The organism is Amycolatopsis sp. cmx-4-54 (assembly GCF_046548895.1).
GTDB lineage: Bacteria > Actinomycetota > Actinomycetes > Mycobacteriales > Pseudonocardiaceae > Amycolatopsis.
Window position 1 is genome coordinate 88,167 of sequence record NZ_JAEBEJ010000004.1, and the last position, 19,980, is coordinate 108,146.

Annotated in this window: 19 protein-coding genes; 8 read left to right on the forward strand and 11 right to left on the reverse strand. The window is 69.8% G+C overall.

Annotated features, from left to right (window positions below):
• Positions 1-60: 60 nt before the first annotated feature.
• Positions 61-1,320: a sensor histidine kinase gene (locus tag ACLJQ7_RS14230; RefSeq protein WP_410648681.1), complete on the forward strand. Its 1,260-nt coding sequence runs from the start codon at positions 61-63 to the stop codon at positions 1,318-1,320.
• A complete protein-coding gene (locus tag ACLJQ7_RS14235) occupies positions 1,317-1,979 on the forward strand; it encodes a response regulator (protein ID WP_410648682.1) in 663 nt (220 codons plus the stop codon). Before ACLJQ7_RS14230 ends, ACLJQ7_RS14235 begins: the two co-directional genes overlap by 4 nt.
• Here the strand turns inward: ACLJQ7_RS14235 and ACLJQ7_RS14240 are convergent.
• From ACLJQ7_RS14240 to ACLJQ7_RS14255, 4 genes are all read right to left on the reverse strand, one after another.
• On the reverse strand, positions 1,949-2,659 hold the full coding sequence (locus tag ACLJQ7_RS14240; RefSeq protein ID WP_410648683.1) for a hypothetical protein: 711 nt from the start codon (positions 2,657-2,659) through the stop codon (positions 1,949-1,951). The two genes, ACLJQ7_RS14235 and ACLJQ7_RS14240, sit on opposite strands and share 31 nt — an antisense overlap.
• Before the next feature lie 255 nt (positions 2,660-2,914).
• On the reverse strand, positions 2,915-3,118 hold the full coding sequence (locus ACLJQ7_RS14245) for a cold-shock protein (protein WP_005163378.1): 204 nt from the start codon (positions 3,116-3,118) through the stop codon (positions 2,915-2,917).
• Between the two features lie 249 nt (positions 3,119-3,367).
• Positions 3,368-3,538, reverse strand: a complete 171-nt coding sequence (locus tag ACLJQ7_RS14250) for a hypothetical protein (RefSeq protein ID WP_410648684.1) — start codon at positions 3,536-3,538, stop codon at positions 3,368-3,370.
• A gap of 253 nt (positions 3,539-3,791) precedes the next feature.
• Complete coding sequence (locus ACLJQ7_RS14255; protein WP_410649197.1) at positions 3,792-5,453, reverse strand: thiamine pyrophosphate-dependent enzyme; 1,662 nt, start codon at positions 5,451-5,453, stop codon at positions 3,792-3,794.
• A gap of 172 nt (positions 5,454-5,625) precedes the next feature.
• Between ACLJQ7_RS14255 and ACLJQ7_RS14260 the strand changes: the two genes are divergently transcribed.
• On the forward strand, positions 5,626-6,858 hold the full coding sequence (locus ACLJQ7_RS14260) for a hydroxyacid-oxoacid transhydrogenase (protein ID WP_125678993.1): 1,233 nt from the start codon (positions 5,626-5,628) through the stop codon (positions 6,856-6,858).
• The gene (locus tag ACLJQ7_RS14265) at positions 6,852-7,271 is read left to right on the forward strand and encodes an acyl-CoA thioesterase (protein ID WP_410648685.1); all 420 of its coding nucleotides are present in this window, start codon (positions 6,852-6,854) and stop codon (positions 7,269-7,271) included. Before ACLJQ7_RS14260 ends, ACLJQ7_RS14265 begins: the two co-directional genes overlap by 7 nt.
• On the opposite strand, the gene ACLJQ7_RS14270 is transcribed toward ACLJQ7_RS14265, so the two are convergent.
• The 4 genes from ACLJQ7_RS14270 to lanKC all read right to left on the reverse strand — a co-directional run bounded on the left by ACLJQ7_RS14270 (position 7,227) and on the right by lanKC (position 13,742).
• A complete protein-coding gene (locus ACLJQ7_RS14270) occupies positions 7,227-8,963 on the reverse strand; it encodes an ABC transporter ATP-binding protein (protein ID WP_410648686.1) in 1,737 nt (578 codons plus the stop codon). The two genes, ACLJQ7_RS14265 and ACLJQ7_RS14270, sit on opposite strands and share 45 nt — an antisense overlap.
• Positions 8,964-9,120: 157 nt before the next feature.
• On the reverse strand, positions 9,121-10,797 hold the full coding sequence (locus tag ACLJQ7_RS14275; protein WP_410648687.1) for an ABC transporter ATP-binding protein: 1,677 nt from the start codon (positions 10,795-10,797) through the stop codon (positions 9,121-9,123).
• Positions 10,798-11,005: 208 nt separating this feature from the next.
• The gene (locus ACLJQ7_RS14280; RefSeq protein WP_091598068.1) at positions 11,006-11,149 is read right to left on the reverse strand and encodes a SapB/AmfS family lanthipeptide; all 144 of its coding nucleotides are present in this window, start codon (positions 11,147-11,149) and stop codon (positions 11,006-11,008) included.
• Positions 11,150-11,189: 40 nt separating this feature from the next.
• A complete protein-coding gene (lanKC, locus tag ACLJQ7_RS14285; RefSeq protein WP_410648688.1) occupies positions 11,190-13,742 on the reverse strand; it encodes a class III lanthionine synthetase LanKC in 2,553 nt (850 codons plus the stop codon).
• A 426-nt stretch (positions 13,743-14,168) separates the two neighbouring features.
• On the opposite strand from lanKC, the gene ACLJQ7_RS14290 reads away from it, so the two are divergent.
• Together ACLJQ7_RS14290 and ACLJQ7_RS14295 are read left to right on the forward strand one after the other, a co-directional pair.
• Positions 14,169-14,534, forward strand: a complete 366-nt coding sequence (locus ACLJQ7_RS14290; protein ID WP_410648689.1) for a hypothetical protein — start codon at positions 14,169-14,171, stop codon at positions 14,532-14,534.
• Positions 14,527-14,937 (forward strand): hypothetical protein, encoded by a 411-nt coding sequence (locus tag ACLJQ7_RS14295; protein ID WP_410648690.1) that lies wholly within the window; start codon positions 14,527-14,529, stop codon positions 14,935-14,937. Before ACLJQ7_RS14290 ends, ACLJQ7_RS14295 begins: the two co-directional genes overlap by 8 nt.
• Positions 14,938-15,036: 99 nt before the next feature.
• Here ACLJQ7_RS14295 and ACLJQ7_RS14300 read toward each other — a convergent pair whose 3' ends face one another.
• On the reverse strand, positions 15,037-16,023 hold the full coding sequence (locus ACLJQ7_RS14300; RefSeq protein ID WP_410648691.1) for an MCE family protein: 987 nt from the start codon (positions 16,021-16,023) through the stop codon (positions 15,037-15,039).
• A 196-nt stretch (positions 16,024-16,219) separates the two neighbouring features.
• Positions 16,220-17,308: an alpha/beta hydrolase family protein gene (locus tag ACLJQ7_RS14305; protein WP_410648692.1), complete on the reverse strand. Its 1,089-nt coding sequence runs from the start codon at positions 17,306-17,308 to the stop codon at positions 16,220-16,222.
• Positions 17,309-17,449: 141 nt separating this feature from the next.
• Between ACLJQ7_RS14305 and ACLJQ7_RS14310 the strand changes: the two genes are divergently transcribed.
• On the forward strand, positions 17,450-18,652 hold the full coding sequence (locus ACLJQ7_RS14310; RefSeq protein ID WP_410648693.1) for a sensor histidine kinase: 1,203 nt from the start codon (positions 17,450-17,452) through the stop codon (positions 18,650-18,652).
• Positions 18,649-19,296, forward strand: a complete 648-nt coding sequence (locus tag ACLJQ7_RS14315) for a response regulator (protein WP_410648694.1) — start codon at positions 18,649-18,651, stop codon at positions 19,294-19,296. The genes ACLJQ7_RS14310 and ACLJQ7_RS14315 overlap by 4 nt, the downstream gene beginning before the upstream one ends.
• On the opposite strand, the gene ACLJQ7_RS14320 is transcribed toward ACLJQ7_RS14315, so the two are convergent.
• Positions 19,286-19,930: a GNAT family N-acetyltransferase gene (locus ACLJQ7_RS14320; protein ID WP_410648695.1), complete on the reverse strand. Its 645-nt coding sequence runs from the start codon at positions 19,928-19,930 to the stop codon at positions 19,286-19,288. The two genes, ACLJQ7_RS14315 and ACLJQ7_RS14320, sit on opposite strands and share 11 nt — an antisense overlap.
• Positions 19,931-19,980 lie beyond the last annotated feature (50 nt).

A 19,980-nucleotide genomic window follows, 5' to 3' on the forward strand; every position in this document is an offset into this window, starting at 1 on the left:
GACTCCCGGTGTCCCCCACGAGGGGATGTGCCCGGTCCGCGGCGTCGTTAGCGTCGAGCCATGGACTCGTACGGCGGTTCCCTGGGGTGGGCGCTCCTCACCGGCCGCGACGCCGATCTGGAACCGCCGTCGGCCTGGTGGCGCGGCCCGGTCTGGGTGAAGACACTCCTCGCCGGATCCGCGCTCGCGGTGTTGGTGGGCATGACCTACGGCACTTGGGCGCGTTACCTCGGCGGCACCAGCGCACCGCTGGTCTTCTTCCTGCTGCTCCTGCAGATCGCGCCGCCGTTGCTGGTCGTCAAGCGCCCGCTGACCGCCGTCCGGGTGGCGGCGGCGGGGATGGTCAGCGCGATCATCGCGGTGCTTTTCCCCGCCGACCACACGCTGTTCGGCCCGACCCTGTCGGACTGGCCGTTGCAGGTCCACGTCCTGCCGTATCTCCCGGTGCTCGCGATGACGCTCGCCCGCGCGAAACCCGGGCAGGGCAGGGGGATCTCGATCATCGCCGTGACGCTGGCCGTCGGGGTCGGCATCGCGCAGCTACCACGCGCGGGCACGAAGACCTTGGCGTGGTCGTTGATCGTGGTGGCCGCGACCATCGCGGCCGGATACGGGATGCAGCAACGCCGCAGGGCGCTGGAGCAGGCCGACGCGGCCGAGCGCACGACGGTCGAGGAGCGGGCGAAACGGGCTTCGTTGCAGGAACGCGCGTTGATCGCCAGGGAGCTGCACGACATCATCGGCCATCATCTTTCCCTGATCGCGCTGCGGACCGACAGCGCGCGCTATCGCGTCGCGGACGTGTCCGAGGCCGCGGAGGAGGAGTTCCGCGCCATCGGGGTCGCGGCGCGGGAGGCGCTCGACGAGGCCCGGCGGCTGGTCGGCGTCCTGCGTGACACGGAGGCCGAGCCCGAGCACGAACCACAGCCGGGGCTCGCGGACGTGCCGTCGCTGATCGACGGCTGCCGGGCCTCCGGGATCGGGATCCGCGCGGAGCTCTCCGCCCGCGACGACGTCCCCGCCCTGGTCGAACTCGCCGCGTACCGGATCCTCCAGGAGGCGCTGAGCAACGCGGCACGGCACAGCCCGGGGGCGGAAGTGGACGTCGAGGTGCGGCGAGGACCCGACGGGCTCGAAATCCTCGTCGAGAACGGACCGCCCACACGGCCTGCCGCGCCCTCGGCCGGCGACGGCACCGGCCTCGCCGGGATCGCCGAACGCGTTACGCTGATCGGCGGATCCTACGAGGCGGGACCGCGCGCCGACGGCGGTTTCCGCGTGGCCGTCAAGCTGGATCTCCCGGGGGTGGACGACGCGTGACGACCGTTTTCATCGTCGACGACCAGGCCTTGGTGCGGGAGAGCTTCGCCGGCCTGCTGAACGCGCAACCGGGTCTGGACGTGGTCGGCCAGGCGGGCGACGGGATCGCGGCGCTCGCGAGCATCGCCGCGCTGGCCACGCCACCGGACGTCGTCCTGATGGACATCCGGATGCCGGTGATGGACGGTCTCGAAGCGACCAGGCGGCTGCTCGAAGGCGACGGCGAGAAGCCGAAAGTGCTCGTCCTGACGACGTTCCATCTGGACGACTACGTCTACGAGGCGCTGCGGGCGGGTGCGAGCGGGTTCCTGTTGAAGGACGCGCCGTCGGCCGAGCTGATCAACGCCATCGAAGTGGTCGCCGCCGGTGACGCGTTGCTCTCCCCCGCGGTCACGAAGCGGCTCATCACGAACTTCGTGGCGAGCGCACCGGTTCCGCGGCCCTCCCCGGCGAAGTTCGACGTGCTCACCGAACGCGAACGGGAAGTGCTGCGGTTGATCGCGAAAGGACGGTCCAATCCGGAGATCGCCGCGGATCTGGTGCTCTCGGCACAGACCATCAAGACGTATGTCGGCCGGATACTGGCGAAACTCGGGTTACGGGACCGGACACAGGCGATCGTGCTCGCCTACGAGGCGGGACTCGTCTCCCCCACCTGAGGGTCGGCGCGCCTCGTCAGGACGCGGACGCCGAGCGGGACGAGCGCCAGACCGAGGGCCACCGCGGTGAAGACGCTCAGGAGCTCGCTTTCCTTCAGCACGCCCATCCAGAGCGTGCACGGCCAGAGGAACAGCAGCGCCCGCACGATGCCGAAGGTGCCTGCCCGGAACGCCCCGATGGCCAGCAGCAGTCCCCCGGCGTATTGGCCGGCCGACGCGGTGACCGGGACGCGCCACAACCCGTAGGACAGGTCGACGTAGTCGTCCATCACCAGCTTCGTCGCGTGGTCCAGACCGAGCTTGTCGACGAGCTCGAAGGCCGTCAGCTCGACACCGGCGAAGTAGACCCGTGCGAACAAACCGAACGTGAGCAGCAGGAATCCCCACGCGGCCAGCGCCGGCGCCTTCGCCGCGACGATTTTCGCCAACATCAGGAAAGCCGGCAGCAGGAGGACCGCTCCGAGCAGGAAGAGCGAGTACGCGGCCGTCACGAAACCCGGGTTCGCGGCGTACGCGGCGAGCTGTCCAGGCGCGGCGAAGGGCTGCTGGTCGAACCAAGCGACTTGCTCCGGCGTGAAGTCCTTGAGCACCAGATGCCGCAGCAACAGGCCCGCGCACCACACGAGCGGGGCGAGAATCAGTGCCACTCCGCCGATCCATCGGCCGGTTTTCCCGTTCATGGCGGAATCGTCGCCGGTAAGGGCGACTTGAGACAGTGCACGAAGGTCAGGCGGAAGCCTCGACTTTCGTCAGGATCGGGGGCCGTTGGGGTGCGCGGGTGGCGGATTCGCGTGACTGAATGGACGACACGCGTGATGGGATGGACAACACGCGTGATCAGGCGGACGACACGCGGCGGCGCGCCGGTGAGAACCCCGGAAAAGCAGCAGGGCCGCCTCCCCGAGGGGATGACGGCCCTGCTTGGAAAACCTGGATCAGATCACGGTGACCGAGGTGGCCTGCGGACCCTTCGCGCCCTGCCCGATCTCGAACTCCACGCGGGCGTTCTCCTCGAGGGTACGGAAGCCGTTGCCCTTGATCTCGCTGTAGTGCACGAAGACGTCGCCGCCGCCGTTGTCGGGAGTGATGAAGCCGAACCCCTTCTCGGAGTTGAACCACTTCACAGTGCCCTGAGTCATAAAATCTCCATATGCAACACAAACAAACAGGAAGCCACGTCGGCAGCCCGGGTCATGACCAGACGGTTTGCTTCCCCGGAAACACGAGGAGACACTACGCCCGCTGAGTTCTGCGAGCGTGAACCAACACGAACACAAAAAACGAGACCTGAAGCAGTAAAGCACATCTCACGCAGGGCCGACAAGCATCTTCACCCGGGTGTGCCCGGCCGCACTGTACCTCTCCCGCCGGAGTCTCCGCCGCCCGGGCTATTCGCCGCTGGCGGCGCGCAGGGGTACCTCGGCGCCGAACGGCGAACGGCGCAGCGCCTCCCGGTTCGTGGCCACGACGGCGATGTCGTGGGTCTCGGCGTCCGCGCTGAACTGCACCGGCACCACGCCGGAAACGGACTTGTCCTGTGGCTTCGATTCGTCGGCCATGTTTTCTCCCAGTGTCAACACAACACTCTAAGTACTGCGTGCCAACAACTTCACCGGTGATCGTTCCGGTCCATATCGGACCCTCGGTGTTGCGGCGATTGTGCCACGGACGACCGACAAAAGCCGGTCTCCGCGACCGAAAGTCGGCCGAGTCGTCACCGGTTTCCCACCCTTTGGAGCAGGTGAAGGCGGCACCACAAGGGTTTCTGTGTATCCCCTGAGAAAAAAGTACCGTCCGGCAGCCGGCGCGGCCCTACTGACCTCCTTGCTGCGGCCTCGCGGCGCCCAGCAGGCCCGTCAGCCGGATGTCCGGGGTCACCACGTCCGGATCCGTCCTGATGTCGATCACACACGGCCGTTGCCGCACCAGCGCGCTCGCGATGATCGGCTCCAGCTCTTCACGATCGTCCACGGTGTACCCGGCGGCGCCGAGCCCGCGTGCCCACGACGCGAAGTCGGTGACGGGGACGGTGACCCCCGAAAGCCGTCCGTGCTTGCGCGCCTGGTGCACGGCGAGCGGGCCGTGCACCCCGTTCTGGAACACCAGGACCGTCACCGGAACGCGGTAGCGGACGGCGGTCTCGATCTCCTGCCCCGTCATGAGCGCGCCGCCGTCGCCCGCCATCGCGATCACCGTCCGGCGTGGTTCGGCGAGTTTCGCCGCGACCGCCGCCGGGACCGCGTAGCCCATGGCCGCGTTGCTGGGCCCGAGCTGGCTGCGCGGGGCGGTGAAACACCAGTAGCGGTGCATGAACTGGGCGAAGTTGCCCGCGTCGCTGGTCACGATCGCGTCCTCGGGCGCGAGTTTGCGCACCGCCCGGATGACGTCGGCGGGGTGGACGCGGGTGGCGCCGCTGGTGTCGGGCGGTGTCATGAAGGTGTGCACGGCGGCGTTCGCGGCCGACGCCCGCCGCTGCCGCGGTGAGGCGACCGTGCGCAGTTCGCGCAGGAAGGGTTCGACCTCGGAATCAACCCGGAAGGTCAGCCCGCCGCGGCGGGCGGGCTCGATCCCGGTGCCGACCAGCACCAGGGTCTGCGACGGCGTCGGGTAGCGGAAGGACTGCGTGGTGACCTCGTCGAGCTGGGTGCCCAGCGCGAGCACGAGATCCGCGCGCTCCAGCGCGTCGAGCTGCCGCGCGGGGATGCCGATGCCGAGGTGGCCGGCGTAGCGGGCGTGGTTCTCGGGGAAGGCGTCCTGACGGCGGAACGCGTTGTAGACCGGCAGGGCGAGCTCGTCGGCGACGGCGATCAGCTCGTCGCGCGCGGCGCGGGCCCGGCCGCCGACGATCACCACCGGGTAGCGGGCCTCGTCGACCAGCTGCGCGACGGCCTCGGCGGTGCGGCCGAGCGCGCCGGTGGCGGGCGGACGCACGGAGGCGACCGGTTTGGCCGAATCGAACGGGACCCCCCAGAAGTCGGCGGGGACGGCGACGACGGTGGGCCCCGGACGCCCTTCCCGGCAGCGGGTCAGCGCCTCGACCAGCAGGCCGGGGACCTCGTCCGGCGATTCCGCGCGGCCGGTCCACTTCGAGATCGGCTCGAACATCGCGGTCAGGTCGGCGGTGGGCAGCTCGCTCGTCGGACCGGGATCCTGCGGCGGGTTCTCCAGGAGGACGACCATCGGGCTCTCGTCCTGGTACGCCGTGGAAACCCCGATCGCGAGGTTCGCCGCGCTCGGGCCGCGGCCCGCCAGCAGCACCGCGGGGTGCTCGGTCAGCTTGCCTTCGGCCTCGGCCATGAAGGCCGCACCGGAGTCGTGCCTCGCCGAGACGAAGGTGATCGAGCGCTCGCGTTGCAGCGCGTCGAGCAGATCCAGGAAGGACTCACCCACCACCGCGTACACACGGTGGATTCGCGCCTCGGTCAGGATCCGCACGGCCGTCTGGGCGACGGACGCTCCCGGTTGGTATCTAATGAGAAGAGCTTAGGCGGGCGGTGATCGGTGCCGTCAAGCGATCTTCCGATTCCGGCGACCCCGGAGCGGGAAGAATGTCCGAAATTCGTAACGTGTTCGAGCAAGGGAGCACGAAAACGTGACCTCAGCCACCGCCGGACGTGAATCTGTTTTCACTTACGGGGCGCCTGCCTTGAAATACGGCACCGGGTCGAGCGACGAGATCGGCTACGACCTCACGCAGTACGGCGCACGCCGGGTGCTCGTCCTGACCGACGCGGGTGTCGCCGCGACGGGCTGGCCACAACGGATCGCCGAAGGCATCGAAACCTATGGCATCGAAGCCGTCGTCTTCGACGGCGTGCACGTCGAGCCGACCGACGTCAGCATGCGGAAGGCCGTCGACTTCGCCCGCGGACAGGGCGAGTGGGACGCCTTCGTCGCCGTGGGCGGCGGGTCGGCCATCGACACCGCCAAGGCGGTGAATCTGTTGACCAGCAACGACGGTGACCTGATGGACTACGTCAACGCGCCGGTCGGCGGCGGTCGCGCGCCGAGCGCGCCGCTGAAACCGCTGGTCGCGGTGCCGACCACCACCGGGACGGGCTCGGAGAGCACCACGGTCTGCGTGCTGGACGTGTTGTCACTGCGCGTGAAGAGCGGCATCAGCCATCTCCGGATGCGGCCGAGTCTCGCCGTGGTCGATCCGCGGCTGACGGTCTCGCAGCCGCCGGAGGTCACCGCCGCGAGCGGGATGGACATCCTCTGCCACGCCGCCGAGAGCTACACGGCCAAGCCGTACACCGAGTTCGACCGGAAGCGGCCGGAGGACCGGGTCCCTTACTGTGGCTCGAATCCGCTGGCCGACATGTTCGCCGAGCAGTCGCTGCGGCTGCTGTCGTGGGCGCTGCCCGCGGCCGTGCGGGACGGCTCCGACCTGAAGGCGCGCGAGGCGATGGCGCTCGCGGCGACGTTCGCGGGGCTCGGCTTCGGCAACGCCGGCGTGCACATCCCGCACGCCAACGCGTATCCGATCGCCGGGCAGGTCCGGGACTTCCATCCGTCCGGGTATCCGGGTGACGAAGCGATGGTGCCGCACGGGATGGCGGTCTCGCTGACCGCGCCGGCGGCGTTCCGGTTCACCTTCGACGCCGCGCCGGACCGGCACATCCGGGTGGCCAGGCTGCTCGCGCCGGACTACGAATGGCCGGGCGATCTGCGCGACCACCTGCCCGCGGTGCTGGGGCAGATCATGCGGGAGATCGGGATCCCCAACGGGATCGGCGCCGTCGGCTACACCGAGTCCGATGTGGACTCGCTGGTTTCCGGCACGGTGAAACAACAACGGCTGCTGGCGACGGCGCCGCGTGAGGCGTCCGAAGCCGATCTCGCCGTCATCCTGCGGGAATCGGTGACGCTGTGGTGAACACCGAGTACCCGCACTGGCAGACGGTTCCGTTGCGGTGGAAGGACAACGACGTTTACGGGCACGTCAACAACGTCGTCCACTACTCGGTGATGGACACCGTGATCAACACGTGGCTGATCGAACGCGGCGGCCTCGACATCGAAACCGGTGAGGTCATCGGGCTGTGCGTGGAATCGCAGTGCAAGTACCACGCTTCGGTGTCGTTCCCGGGAGAACTCGAGGTCGGCCTGCGGGTGGGCCATCTCGGCCGGTCCAGTGTCCGCTACGAGGTCGGGATGTACTCGAAGGAGACGGTGATCGCGGAAGGGCGTTTCGTGCACGTCTTCGTCGATCGCGCGTCCAGGCGGCCGGTCCCCGTCGAAGGTCTACTCCGGAGCGCGCTGGAAGAACTGCGCACTGGGCTGGGGTAGCCGCGGCGACCAAGCGTGCATGAGCTGGGCGTAGCGCGTGGACCGGTCCATGAGTTCGAGGTGGGTGCCCAGTGCGGTCTCCTTGCCGTCCATCACCAGGACCCGGTCCGCGCGCAACGCCGACGACAGCCGGTGCGCGATCACCACCAGCACCCCGCCCCGCTCGGCGAACGCCCGTTCCGCACGGGCTTCGGCGGGCGGGTCGAGATGCGACGTCGCCTCGTCGAGGATGACGACGCCCGCGTCGCTCGCGTAGACGCGGGCGAGCGCGATCAGCTGTGCCTCACCTGCGGACAGCGTGCCGTGCCCGATCTCGCCGTCGAGCCCGCCCAGCCGCGTGACCAGTGGTTCCGCGCCGACGGCCGTCACCGCCGCCAGGAGCTCGCGGTCCATCGCGGTCTGCGCGAACAGGCCGACGTTGTCCCGCACGGATCCCGCGAAGACGTAGGCCTCCTGCGGGATCAGCGCGATCATCCGGTGCCGCAGCGCCGCCGGGACCTCCCGGACCGGCACCCCGCCGAGCAGCACCCGGCCACCCTGCGGTTCGAGCATTCCGGTCAGGAGCCCGGCCAAGGTCGACTTGCCGATACCGCTCGGCCCCACGACCGCGAGCCGCTCGCCGGGCCGCAGGTGCAGATCGAGTCCCCGCACCACCGGCTGCGCCGCCGCGCCCCAGCTGAAGGTCAGGTCACGCACGTAGATCGCGGTTCCGTCGGGTTCCGCCGTGCCGTCGGGTTCCGGTTCGGCCTGCGCGGTCTCCGCGAGCCGCCGCAGCGCGACGATCAACCGCAGCACCACGGTGCTCGCGGTCGCGGCCAGCCCGCGCAACGCCGGCTGCATCGTCGTCGCGAGGTAGACGAGCGCGCCGAGCGCGGCCCCGGCCGTGAGCACCCCGTCCCTGACCATGCCCGGCGCGACCAGCAACGCCAGGAGCAGCGGCACGAAACCGCCGGTCGCGATGACCACCGTCCTCGCCGCCCCGGACCGCGCCACCCGCACGGCCGCCGCGGCCTGCGTGTCGATGGCGTCATAGAGCTCCAGCGCGGCAAGAGGTTCCGCGCCGCAGGCGACGACGTCGCGCATCCCGGACAGCGACGCGCCCGCGACCTCGGCGGTCCGCTCGTCGGCCAGCGCCAGCGCGCGCTGACGGCGGGCCAGTGACGGGAGCAGACAGGCGAACACCCCGACCGCGACCACCACCGGGATCGCGACGATCACCGCGAGCGAACCGGCGACGGTGAACAGCCCGGCCAGCGCCGCCACCGTCGTCACGATCATCCCGCGCGCCTGAACGAGGAGCCCGGCCGTGGCGTCGCGGACCACTTCGACGTGCTGGGTGATGCGGGCGACGCCGCTGGCGTCCGGCTGGTTGCGCGGCGGCGACGGATCGTGCAGGACCCCGCGCACGACGGCCGTCACCAGCGCGTCGCGCAACGGCTCGACCACCTTGCCGAGCTGATGCCACACCAGCCGTGAGCCCAGCGCCCCGATCACGGCGACCAGCCCGAAGACCGCGAGCCAACGCAGTCCGGTGCCTGGCCGACCCGCGGCAAACCCCTCGTCAACCGCGAGTTCGACCAGGCGACCGGACAAGAACGCGGGCGCGCTTTCCAGTACGGAGCAGGCCAGCAGGACCAGCCCGCCGCGCCACTGCCCGGCCAGCGCCGAGCGGTAGAGCCCCCAGACGCTCATGGCACGCCCGCTGCGCTCATCGGCGAATCCGCGACCGCGTCGCCGGGGCGCCCCTTTCCGGCGCCTCGCACATCGTGTCGACCGGGCACCCCTCCGCCGCGACAGCGGAGCCTTCGGCGGAGGCGGGTTCGCGTCGTACTCAAGACGGTTTCGCTCTTCACCCCTGCTCCGCCCCCATGCCGGTGAAAACGGCCTGATAGGCGGGATCCCGCCACAACCCGTCATGCGTGCCGACCGCGCGGACGCGGCCGTCTTCCAGCCACACCACCGTGTCCGCCCGCGACGCGGTGGCCGCGCGATGGGTCACCACCACCCGGGTCCGGCCGGGCAGTGTGCGTTCGATCGCCTCTTCGACCGCGGCTTCCGTGACCGTATCGAGGCTGGCGGTGGCGTCGTCGAGGATGAGCACCCGCGGCGCGTGCGCGATCGCGCGCGCCAGCCCGATCCGCTGCGCTTCCCCGCCGGAAAGCGGCGTCTCCGAAAGCGGCGTCCGGTAGCCGTCCGGCAGCCGGACGATCAGGTCGTCGACCTGCGCGGACCGGCAGGCGGCGCGCACGGCGGCGTCGCCTGCCCACGAGCCGTAGCCGACGGCGTCACCGATGGTCGCCCCGAGCAACGCGGGCCGCTCGAAGGCGAACCCGACGACCGCGCGGAGTTCGTTCGGCCGCAGGCGCTCCAGCGGGCGGCCGTCGAGCAGCGCCGCTCCCTCGTCCGGGATCAGCAAGCCGCCGAGGACGTTGACCAGCGCGGACTTCCCCGAACCGGACCGCCCGACGACCGCGGTGAACCGGCCGCCCGGCACGAACAGGTCGACGTCCCGCAGCGCGCCTTCGACGGTGACCCCGCGCAGTTCGAGCGCGCCCCGGCCGGGGACGACACCGAGGTCGCCCGGTTCGGGGACCGGCGAGTCCAGCACCTCGTTGATCCGCCGCGCACACGAGCGCGCGCGGGAAAGTGTGGTGAGCAAAGGAATCTGGGTGATCAGGCCCATGCCGAGCGCGACGTAGCCGAGCGCCGCGAGGACCTGGCCGACGGTCAGCCTGCCTTCCAGCACGCCGAAACCGGCGGCGGCGAGCACCGCGATTTCCACCGCGGGCAGCAGCAGCCCGGAGCGCCAGACCATCCGCGCCTGCGTCCGCCACATCCCGCGGCCGGCGAGACTCAGTTTCGGCAGCGGCCTCAGGACCCGTTCGGCCTCGCGGTCGGCGGTGCCCGACGCGGCGATCGTGCGGAGCCCGGCGACGGCGTCGACCATCCTCGCCGCGAGTTCGCCGGACACCTCTTGATAGGTCAGGACGTCGTCCGCGGTGCTCCTCAGATGAGTGCGCGCGAGCATCAGGCCGAACGGGATGCTGCCGAGGAAGACGAGCGCGAGCCGCCAGTCCATCAGCGCGAGCAGGACGACGGCCCCGCCGGAGATCAGGGTGGTCGACCCGAGCTGGACGACGACCGAGGCGACCATTCCCGCTCCGGTGCAGTCACCGGTGAGCCTGCTGATCGCGTCGCCGTCGGCGAAGGACGATCTGGTGCCGAGCGCAAGACAGCGGTCGGTGAGCTTGCGGCGCAGCCAGGCGGTCGCGGCCGAGGTCATCCGCGCGGTGAGGATGCCGCCGATCAGGCCGACGGCGATTTCGGTGACACCGAGGACGATCAGCCAGGTGACCTCGGGCAGGCTGGGCCGGCCGGCCACCACGGCGTCCACCGCGGCGGCGAGCGCGCCGGGCAGCAGCAGCCCCGCCGCCGTCCCGGCGAGCGCGCTGAAGATCAGCGCGATCAGGCGGGGGCGATCGAGCAGGGTCACGGTGACCAGCAACCGATCGGCTGAACCCGCCATCCCACTCCTTCGTCTTGGTGACCCCGCGATCGACGTCGGCAGGGCCGGGCGGGGCCACGTTCGGGGCCAGTTCGGGAGCGCATCCCCAGCTCCGCGTCCCATTCCTTGCACCGTGATCCCAACGAGATGAACCAGACGGCAAAATGAAGGCGCGGGAGCGGCGCACTTGGCCTGTGCCGCTCCCGCGCCCTCAGTGATCAGCCGTGACTCAGTGGCAGGTCAGCAGGCTGACGGTGCTGTTCGCGCACGAGGCCAGCAGGCTGAGGTTGCTCGCGCCGCCGTGGCTGCCACCGCCGCCGCCTTCGAGGACCTCGGGGGTTTCCAGAGCCTGCAAGTCGAGAACCAGTTCCATGGTGTTCCCTTTCACTAGTTATCTCTTGGTTCCGCCGTCCTCACCGGACGGCAGTTCGGGAGGACAGGAAGGGCAGCGCGGCCTTCCCGTCCAGGGTGGCGGCCAGTGCGAGCAGGACGCCCGCGCCGCCGGTGACGACGTCCATCGACAGCCGCAGCAGCTGGTTGCCAGGGAACGCCAGGCCGCCCTTGTACGGCACCGCGTACCAGGCCAGCCGCGAAAGATGCAGGTCGATGGCGTCACGGACCCGCTGGTCCGGTTCGGCGCCCATGGCCAGCGCGGTCATCAGGCCGCCCCGGCCGAACAGCAGCCCGGGGTGGATGACGAACTCGCCGCGGCACGCTTCACGCAGGCCGGGAAGGCTCTTCAACGCCTTCGCGTCGGGACGGTGCTTCGCCAGCTCCTCGGCGACCATGAGGATCCCGGCGCTGCCGACACCCGCGTAGGGCAGCGTCCGCGTCCCGCCGTCGCGGACCTGCAGCGAGCCGTCGTCGCTCTCGACGCACTCCTCGATGTCCCGCTCCAGCGCCTGATCGGCGAAGGACAGCCAACCCTCTTCGCGGGTGCGCTCGAACAGCCGCACGAACAGCAACGCCGTACCGGACCAGCCGTTGAGCAACCCGGCCCTGCCGAAGTCACCGGGCGGGGCGGCGGTTTCGAGCGCTTCGGCGAGCCGGACGGCCGTGGCGAGGGCCTGCCTGCCGAACTCGTTGTCTTTGCGGGACACCGCAAAGTACAGCTGGGTGAGCCCGATACCGGACAGGCCGCCTTCCAGGCCGTGGTCGGTGGTCTGCTCGACCAGCGTCGACGACGCCGACAGCAGTTTGGTGGCCTCGTCCCGGTAGCCGAGTTCTTCGAGGACGTACGCGATCCCGTACGAGCCGTCGTAGAACCCCGGCCGTCCCGGCGGTTCGCGGCGGATCGAGTCCAGCAGCCAGCGCTCGTGTTCCCGGTGACGCTCGCCGCAGACCGTCTTCAGGGCGTGGAGGACGCCGGCCGCGCCGTAGCCGAAGCACGCTCCGCCGACGCGGAACTGTTCGATGTCGCCGGGGAAGAGCCGGTCGGTGCGCTCGGGGGTCGCGCTGGCGAGGATCGCCTCGGTGATCTGCTTGCGCACCAGCGCCCAGTCCGGCTTGTCCTGGTCCAGCTCGGTCGCGCTCGTCAGCGGCGGGGTGTTCCGGGGCGCGAGCTCGGCGACGATCGAGTCGGCGTAGCCCTCCGGGACGTCGAAGCGCTGCTGGACGAAGTCCGCGAGCCCGCGCAGCTTCGCCGGGGCGAGTTCGAGGAGCGTGGTGAGCGGCAGGAAGATCCACAGCTTCAGGACGGCGAGCGCGTACTCGTCGACCTCGAACCCGTTCCGGTCCCGCGGGGCGCGGAAACCGGGCGCGCCGAGCGCGGGCCGCTTGCCGCTTTCGATGTCGGACGCCATCTCGAAGTCGATCAGTGAGACGGCCCCGTCCTCCCCGTCTTCCCCGCCGACCAGGATGTTCAGCGAGTGCAGGTCGCCGAAGACGATCCCGCGGCCGTGCACCTGGCCGACCATCGCCTCCACCTTCCGGACGAGGGCCAGCGCGCGTTCGGTGTACGCGGCGATGTCGGCCTCGGTGGTATCGCGCCTGGTGAGCGGGTAGTTGCGGGCGAGCCAGTTGCCCAGCGAAACACCGGGCATGTACTCCATCGCCAGGAAGTGGTGCTCCCAGACGGTGAAGCGGTCGTAGGTGGCGGGGATGCCGTCGATGCCCTGCAGCCGCTCCAGCACCTCGTGCTCACGGCGGAGGCGCTCGACGGCGTCGACCTCGTCACGGTCCAGGCCGGCGAACGGCCGCGCCTCCTTGAGGACCACCCGTTCGCCGTCGGGCTTCCGGTCGGCGAGGTAGACGCCGCCGCCGTTGGAGAAGTGCAGCGAACTCTTCACCTGATAGGGGAATTGATCCGCGCCGCCACTCTTGCGAGCGGCGAGATGGGGCGCGAGGAACTCCGGAATCGTCACCCAGTCGGGGACGGAGAACGTCGGCTCGCGTTTGTCCGGGACCAGCGTCCCGTCCGGTTTGCGCACCGCGAGGACCCGCTTGCCGTCGAGTTCGACCCATTGCTCGGCGAATCCGCCGTAGCGGACGTAGAGCGGCCCGGCACCATACCGGAGATCACTGAGAATGTAGGCCCCGGGTTCGCCGTCGAGCTTCGCCGACAACTCGCCGAGAACGCGCTGGAGCTCGTTGTTGTCAGCTGGATAAAGAGTCAGTAACTTACCGCTTCCGTCACGCGGAGCGTATTTCGAATTCCTCGCGAGCAGGGTCGTCCGCGACCGCAGATGCTTGTACGCCACGTCGTGCTCGACGCAGTGCTCGTGCACCTTCACGAGCACTCGCTCGGCGTTGCCCAATCCTGCCGAAACATGGATTTTCCAGCCCTGCAAGGGAAGGTTTCGAGCAACAGGGTGCAACAGCCGCCACACTCCGCGCACTCCGGTGCGCCAGCCCGCCTCGGGTGCGGGCAACAGGGAGGCGAAATCGTCGGCGGCGTCCCCGGTTTCCCGCTGCTCATCGAAGAACAGCGGATCGGCGAAGCAATACGCTTCGTACCGGACGTCCATCGAGCGACCCCCTCCTTGGCACCAATCGGATGGGCCATGTGCACCATCGCGATGGAGAATATTCCACCCGCCGGACACCGAACGGCCAATCCGCCATATCGGGGGTTCGGATGGGCTGTTCAGGGACGTGAATTCGAAATCTACCGAATGGTAGGGGTACCCAGCGTGAGATCAACTCTTATTTCAACCACCCGGTCGGTGTGTAACAGGAGTGAACCGGCGACGTAATCCCTGGTCCAGGTGGTGAACCCAATAACACACGATCGAATCAGCGGTACGCCAACCGAACGCGCTTCGTGATCTATTCACCCGAGGTCTGGACCATTGTGCGTGCCGTGGCGCCCGCCACGCACCCTGCCGGTCGCCCGTCGGCGGTGATCCGCCCGGAGGTACGTTGTCGCCGGTGGAGCAGGTAAGGAGGCCGACGTGATCACAGGCTTCGCGGTGACCGTCGCGATCTGCGCGACGTTGGTCGCGGCGTGGAGTTTCGTCCAGGCCGCACGCGGGAAACTGCCCGACAACGCACTGCTCGGCGGCCTCGCCGTGGTCGAAGCCCTGCTGGTGGCCCAGCTCGTGATCGGTGTCGTGCTCCTGATCGGCGGCGGCGAACCCGGCAGCATGGCCACCTATCTCGCCTACTTGATCGGCTGCCTGGTCGTGTTGCCGATCGGAACCTTCTGGGCGCTGGCCGAGCGCACGCGGTCGAGCACGGTGATCCTCGGCATCGCCTGCCTCGCGATCCCGGTGATGGTGCTCCGGTTGCACGAGGTGTGGGCGGGCGCCAGTGCGTGAAGAAACCGAGGAGAAGACGGTGGACAAGGCCTCCGGCCCGGGACGGATCCTGGTCGCCGTGTACGCGATCTTCGCGCTGGCGGCGACCTCACGCGCGGCCGTGCAGATCAGCACCAAGTTCCACGAAGCCCCGCTGGCCTACGCCCTCTCCGCGTTCGCGGCCGTCGTCTACCTCCTGGCCACCGTCGCGCTGGCCCGCCGCGGCGCGGGCTGGTGGCGGATCGCGCTGGCCGCCTGCGCCGTCGAATTGCTCGGCGTGCTGACCGTCGGCACGTTCAGCCTCTTCGACCGCGAGGCCTTCCCGCACGCCACCGTGTGGTCGGTCTACGGCCAGGGCTACCTCTTCATCCCGCTGGTGCTGCCCGTGATCGGGCTGTACTGGTTGCGGCGGACGAAGGTGTGACCGTCGACGTGACGCGTTGCGAAAGCCACTTTCGCAACGTTGAAGGTTGCGAAAGTGGCTTTCGCAACACACCGACGGCACCCGAGTCCGGCCGGCACCTCACTTCTCGAAGCAGCCCTTTTCGTTGAGGGGCCCGAAGGTGGGCAGCACCAGCCCGCACAGGTAGCCGTCGATCCAGCGCCCGTTGCCCGCGACGTTGGTGAGCACCCGGATCGCCGGCGCGAACGCGGCGATCCCCTTGGCCAGCGAATCCTGGTTGCGCTGGAGCATCGACGTCAGCCGGTCGAGTTGTTCGAGCACCGGGCCGAGCTGCCCGTCGTTGTCGGCGATGATGCCGTCGAGCGCGGTCGCGAGCCGTTTCGATCCGTCGAGCAGCTCCTTGATCGCCTGCTGCCGGGTGGAGATCGCGCGCAGCAGCGCGTTGCCGTCCTGGATCAGCCGCTGGACCTCGGTGTCGCGGTCGACGAGGGTCTGCGACACCTGCCGGGTGTTCGCGAGCAGGGTCCGGAGTTGCCGGTCACGGGAGGCGATGGTGCCGGAGAGTTTCGAGATCCCGTCCAGCGCGGAGCGGACGTCGGCAGGCGTATCGGCGAAGGTCGCCGAAATCGTGTCGAAGCTTTTCGCGAGCTGGCCGACATCGATGGCGTCGACGGTTTTCGACAGATCCCGAAACGCTTCAAGGACGTCATACGGCGCGGTGGTCCGCCGCAGCGGAATGGGGTCACCGGGATCGAGGGTCGCTTCGCCGCGCGGGTCGAGCGCCAAGTACTTCTGCCCCAGGACGTTCTTGATCTGAATGGAGGCGCTCGTGGCGTCGCCGACCCAGGCGCCCTTCACCCGGAAGGACACGAGCACGCGATCGCCTTCGAGGTCGATCTCGGACACCTTGCCGACCTTGACCCCGGCGATCCGGACGTCGTTGTCCGCGCGCAGCCCGCCCGCGTCGGAGAATTCGGCGGAATAGGTGGTGCCGCCGCCGATCACCGGCAGCGCGTCGGCGTTGAGGGCCGCCGCCATCCCAAGGGCCATCGTGGTGAGCCCGGCGAGCGCGAGCTTGACCGGATCCACCGCACCGAAGGACCTCATCGTCTCACCTCGCAGGTCACGAGCGGCAAAGCTTAGGGGCCGCTCACGCCCATCGCCAGGCGAAACGTTGCACCGATCGGGTGGCAACGTCTGTCCATTGTGGACACTGCGTTAATGCCGGCGCCCGTACGCGATCGATCCCGGTGAGGCCGCGCGGCTCTGGAAGCTTCGAGGACCTCACCGGGACATCACCGCACTAGTTCCAGAACTTGATCTCGGGGTTTCCCGCCACCGGCCCGTCCAGCAGCGGCTGCTGTCCGCCGCGCAGGTTCTTGTCGAAGAATGCCGAGACATACGCCCTGGTCAACGTCATTCCACGCTCGCCACCGAGCAGGCCGGGCCAGCTCAGGCCGAGCTGTTCACCGAGCACACCGACGTCGGTGAAGGACGCGTGCCCGGCCGCCGCGACGCTGATCCAGCGCTTCCAGCCGGTGAGGTTCGGCCAGCTGCCCGCCCAGGTCGTGTCCGGGCCGGCCGGGGTGTACTCGCTTTCGCGGCCGAGAAGCAGGAACGGCCGGTCGATCCCGGACGCGGGGATCGGCGACCACAGCCTGCCGTCCAGGTCCGCGCCCGCACGGATCCGCCGGTCGTCGACCATCGCGGTCGGCGTGCTGTATCCGCCGATCGAATGCCCCGCCATCCCGATCCGCGTCCGGTCGATCAGGAGGGACCAGCGCGACGAAGGTCTGGTCAGCGTGTCGAGGACGAATGAGACATCCGCGGAGCGGATCGGCGGGAGCAGTGTCGAGTCGGACCCGCACGCGGCGCATTCGGTGACGCGGCCGTCCGGGAACGCCGTGCCGTGGGACTCGTGATTGTGGCCGATCAGCGCGACGACGAACCCCTTGCTCGCCAGCTCCTCCGCCAGTCCGGTGAGCGTCGTGCGCGGTTTGCCGAATCCCGGCGACAGGACGACGAGCGCGCGCTTCCCCGGCAGCGGCGGTGCGTCGACCCTGGCGCTGGCCCGAGTCCCGGCGACCAGTGCGGGGTCGACGTCGGGGAGGCCCGATTCGGTCAGGAACGCCTTGGCCTCGGCGAAGGTGAGGTACGGCCGTTTCGGGCCGATCGGCACCAGCGCGGGGTAGAACATCGACACCATCAGCTCGCGCGGGCCGGACGGCACCCAGGGGTCCTGGCGCGAGCGGTCGACGAGATGCAGGTCGGTGGCGCCGACGGGATGCGAGCCGGTCGGCGGCGGCAGCGTCAAACGCGGGGCCGCCGCGGCCGGGCTCGCCAGGGACACCATGCCGGCGAGGGCGGCCAGCGCGACGAGAAGCCGTCTCATGAGGTTTCCGTTTCTGTCGAGGATCTTCCTGCGTCCAAGGCTGGAGCCCGGCGCCGTATTCGCGCGTCTGCCGCAGGTCGTATCCCGAGGTCTGCCGCGAGAGGGATTCGCGCGGCCCGATCCTCCGATTACGCTCGGGTGGTGCTGGCCTTCCTCCGGAATCACCCGAGCGCCGTCGACCGCGGTCTGACCATCCTCATCGGACTGTCCACTGTGGTCTCGGCGGACGACCCGGAGGGTTTCGAGTGGTGGCTGGTCTCCTTGGTGGCCTTGGCTTCTCTGCTCGTCCGGCACCGGAACCCCACGATCACCTTCGCGGCCGGGGGTACGGCCTCGCTCCTGCATCTGGTCATGGGCAACGACCTCAAACCCGTCGACGTCGTGGCGTTGGTCGGCCTCTTCTCCGTCGCGGCCTGGGGGTCGCGACGGCGTTCCGTCGTTTTGCTCGCGACAGGGCTGGCCGTCGCGGGGGCGTGGTCGTTCTATGCCTCCGAAGCGAACACGCGGACCCCGGGCCCGACACCACCGCGACTCATCATCATCGATCGGCTGGCACCGGTCGACCCCGACGCCGACGACCACCAAGTGCAGGACTGGGGCGGATTTCCGGCTATCGGCCTGTCGCTCGGGGTGGCGTGGCTCGCCGGACTGAACACGCGGCAGCGCCGGATCCGGTTGTCGGTGCTGGAACAGCGGGCCGCCGATCTCGAACGTGAGCGCGACACCCAGGCCGCGCTGGCCGTGGCGGCCGAACGCGGGCGGATCAGCCGCGAACTGCACGACGTCGTCGCCCACGCGCTTTCCGTGGTGGTCCTGCAGGCGCAGGGCGCCCAGGCGGAACTGGACCGGCGGCCCGAGCGATCGCGGGAGGCGCTGGACGCCATCGTCGACACCGGGCGGACCGCGTTGAGCGAGATCCGGCGGCTGCTCGGCGCGCTCGGCCAGGACGAGCCGGACTGGGAACCCCGGCCCGGTGCGGAACGCCTGCCGAGGCTGGCCGCCGACATCCGATCGGCGGGCACCCCGGTCGAGTTCCGCGTCGAAGGGGAGCCCCGGCCACTTTCGTCCACAGTGGACCTGGCGGCCTACCGCATCGTGCAGGAGTCGCTGACGAACGTGCTGAAACACGCCGGTCCGGACGCGGCGGTGACTATCGTGATGCGGTACGAGCCCGGGACGCTGGAGATCGAGGTGACCGACGACGGCGTCGCGGCGGAAGCGCCGTCCGGCACCGGGCACGGCCTCGAAGGGATGCGGGAGCGAGTGAACGTACTGGGCGGCACCTTCGACGCGGGACCACGGCCGGAGCGCGGCTTCGTCGTCCGCGCGACCCTGCCGTCATGACGATCCGGGTGGTCATCGCCGACGACCAGGCGCTCGTGCGCACCGGCCTGCGGATGATCCTGGACAACGCGGACGACATCGACGTCGTCGGCGAGGCGGGCGACGGCGCGGAGGCCGTCGCGCTGGTGGCGGAGCTCGATCCCGACGTCGTGCTCATGGACATCCGGATGCCCGAGATGGACGGTGTCGAGGCCACCGCCGCGATCGCCGCGGCACAGCGCGCCCGCGTCCTGGTGCTGACCACGTTCGATCTGGACGAATACGTCTACGCCGCGCTCCAGGCGGGGGCCAGCGGCTTCCTGCTCAAGGACTCGCTGGCGCCGGATCTGCTCGCCGGCGTCCGGGTGGTCGCCGCGGGCGAGGCGACCCTCGCGCCCACCGTCACCCGGCGGCTGCTCGACCGGGTCGTCACCGGCCTGCCCGTGCCGCCGCCGGACGACCGGCTCGCGCTGCTCACCGGGCGTGAACACGAGGTGCTTCAGCACCTGGCGCGCGGCCTGTCCAACGCCGAGATCGCCGAACTGCTGTTCCTCTCGCCGGGGACGGTGAAGACCCACGTCGGCCGCATCCTCACGAAGCTCGGCCTCCGCGACCGCGTCCAGGCCGTCGTCTTCGCCTACGAATCCGGGATGATCAGCCGCTGATCGCGGCGGGCGCGCGCCAGTGCTTACCGCGCCGGGGCCGCCGGTGCTGTCCACGCCTGCCGAGGTCGGCGAGGCTGTCCAGGGGGCGCGCGGCGAATTCTTCGGCGGTGATGCCCATCCGGACGAGGTACTTGATCTCGCCGCGCACCACCTCGGTGTCGCGCAGCCTGCCTTCCTCGCGGAAGCCCAGACCGCCGTGCAGCGAAAGCGACGCCAGGTTGCCGCCGTACACGCTGACCTCGCATTTGCGGAAGCCGCGCTGCCCGAACATATGCGCCAGGAGAACGATGATCGCGTCCGTGGCGTAGCCGCAGCGCTGATGGCGCGGGGCGATCCCGATGCCGTAACCGAACCGGCCGGTCACCGGGTCGGCACCGATGGTGCAGACCGATCCGACCAGCATCCGGCCGCGCACGGTCTCGATGCCGAAGTGGATGTCGTCGCCAGAGGACCCCGAACGGTGCGAGGCCCAGTGGCGGTGCCCGCCGCCGAGCAGCGGTGTCGCCTCGCGGGCCATGTCACGGTCGAAGCCCATCAGGACCCGGCGATCCCGGAGCCCGACCTCGCGCAACCGCACCTTCCGACCGACCTGCTCGGGCTCCAGGGCGGCGCGGCTCACCGCGTCCGGCCGCACGGGTGCTCACGAACGATCACAAGCATGTATCGACGATATCGGGTCCCGAA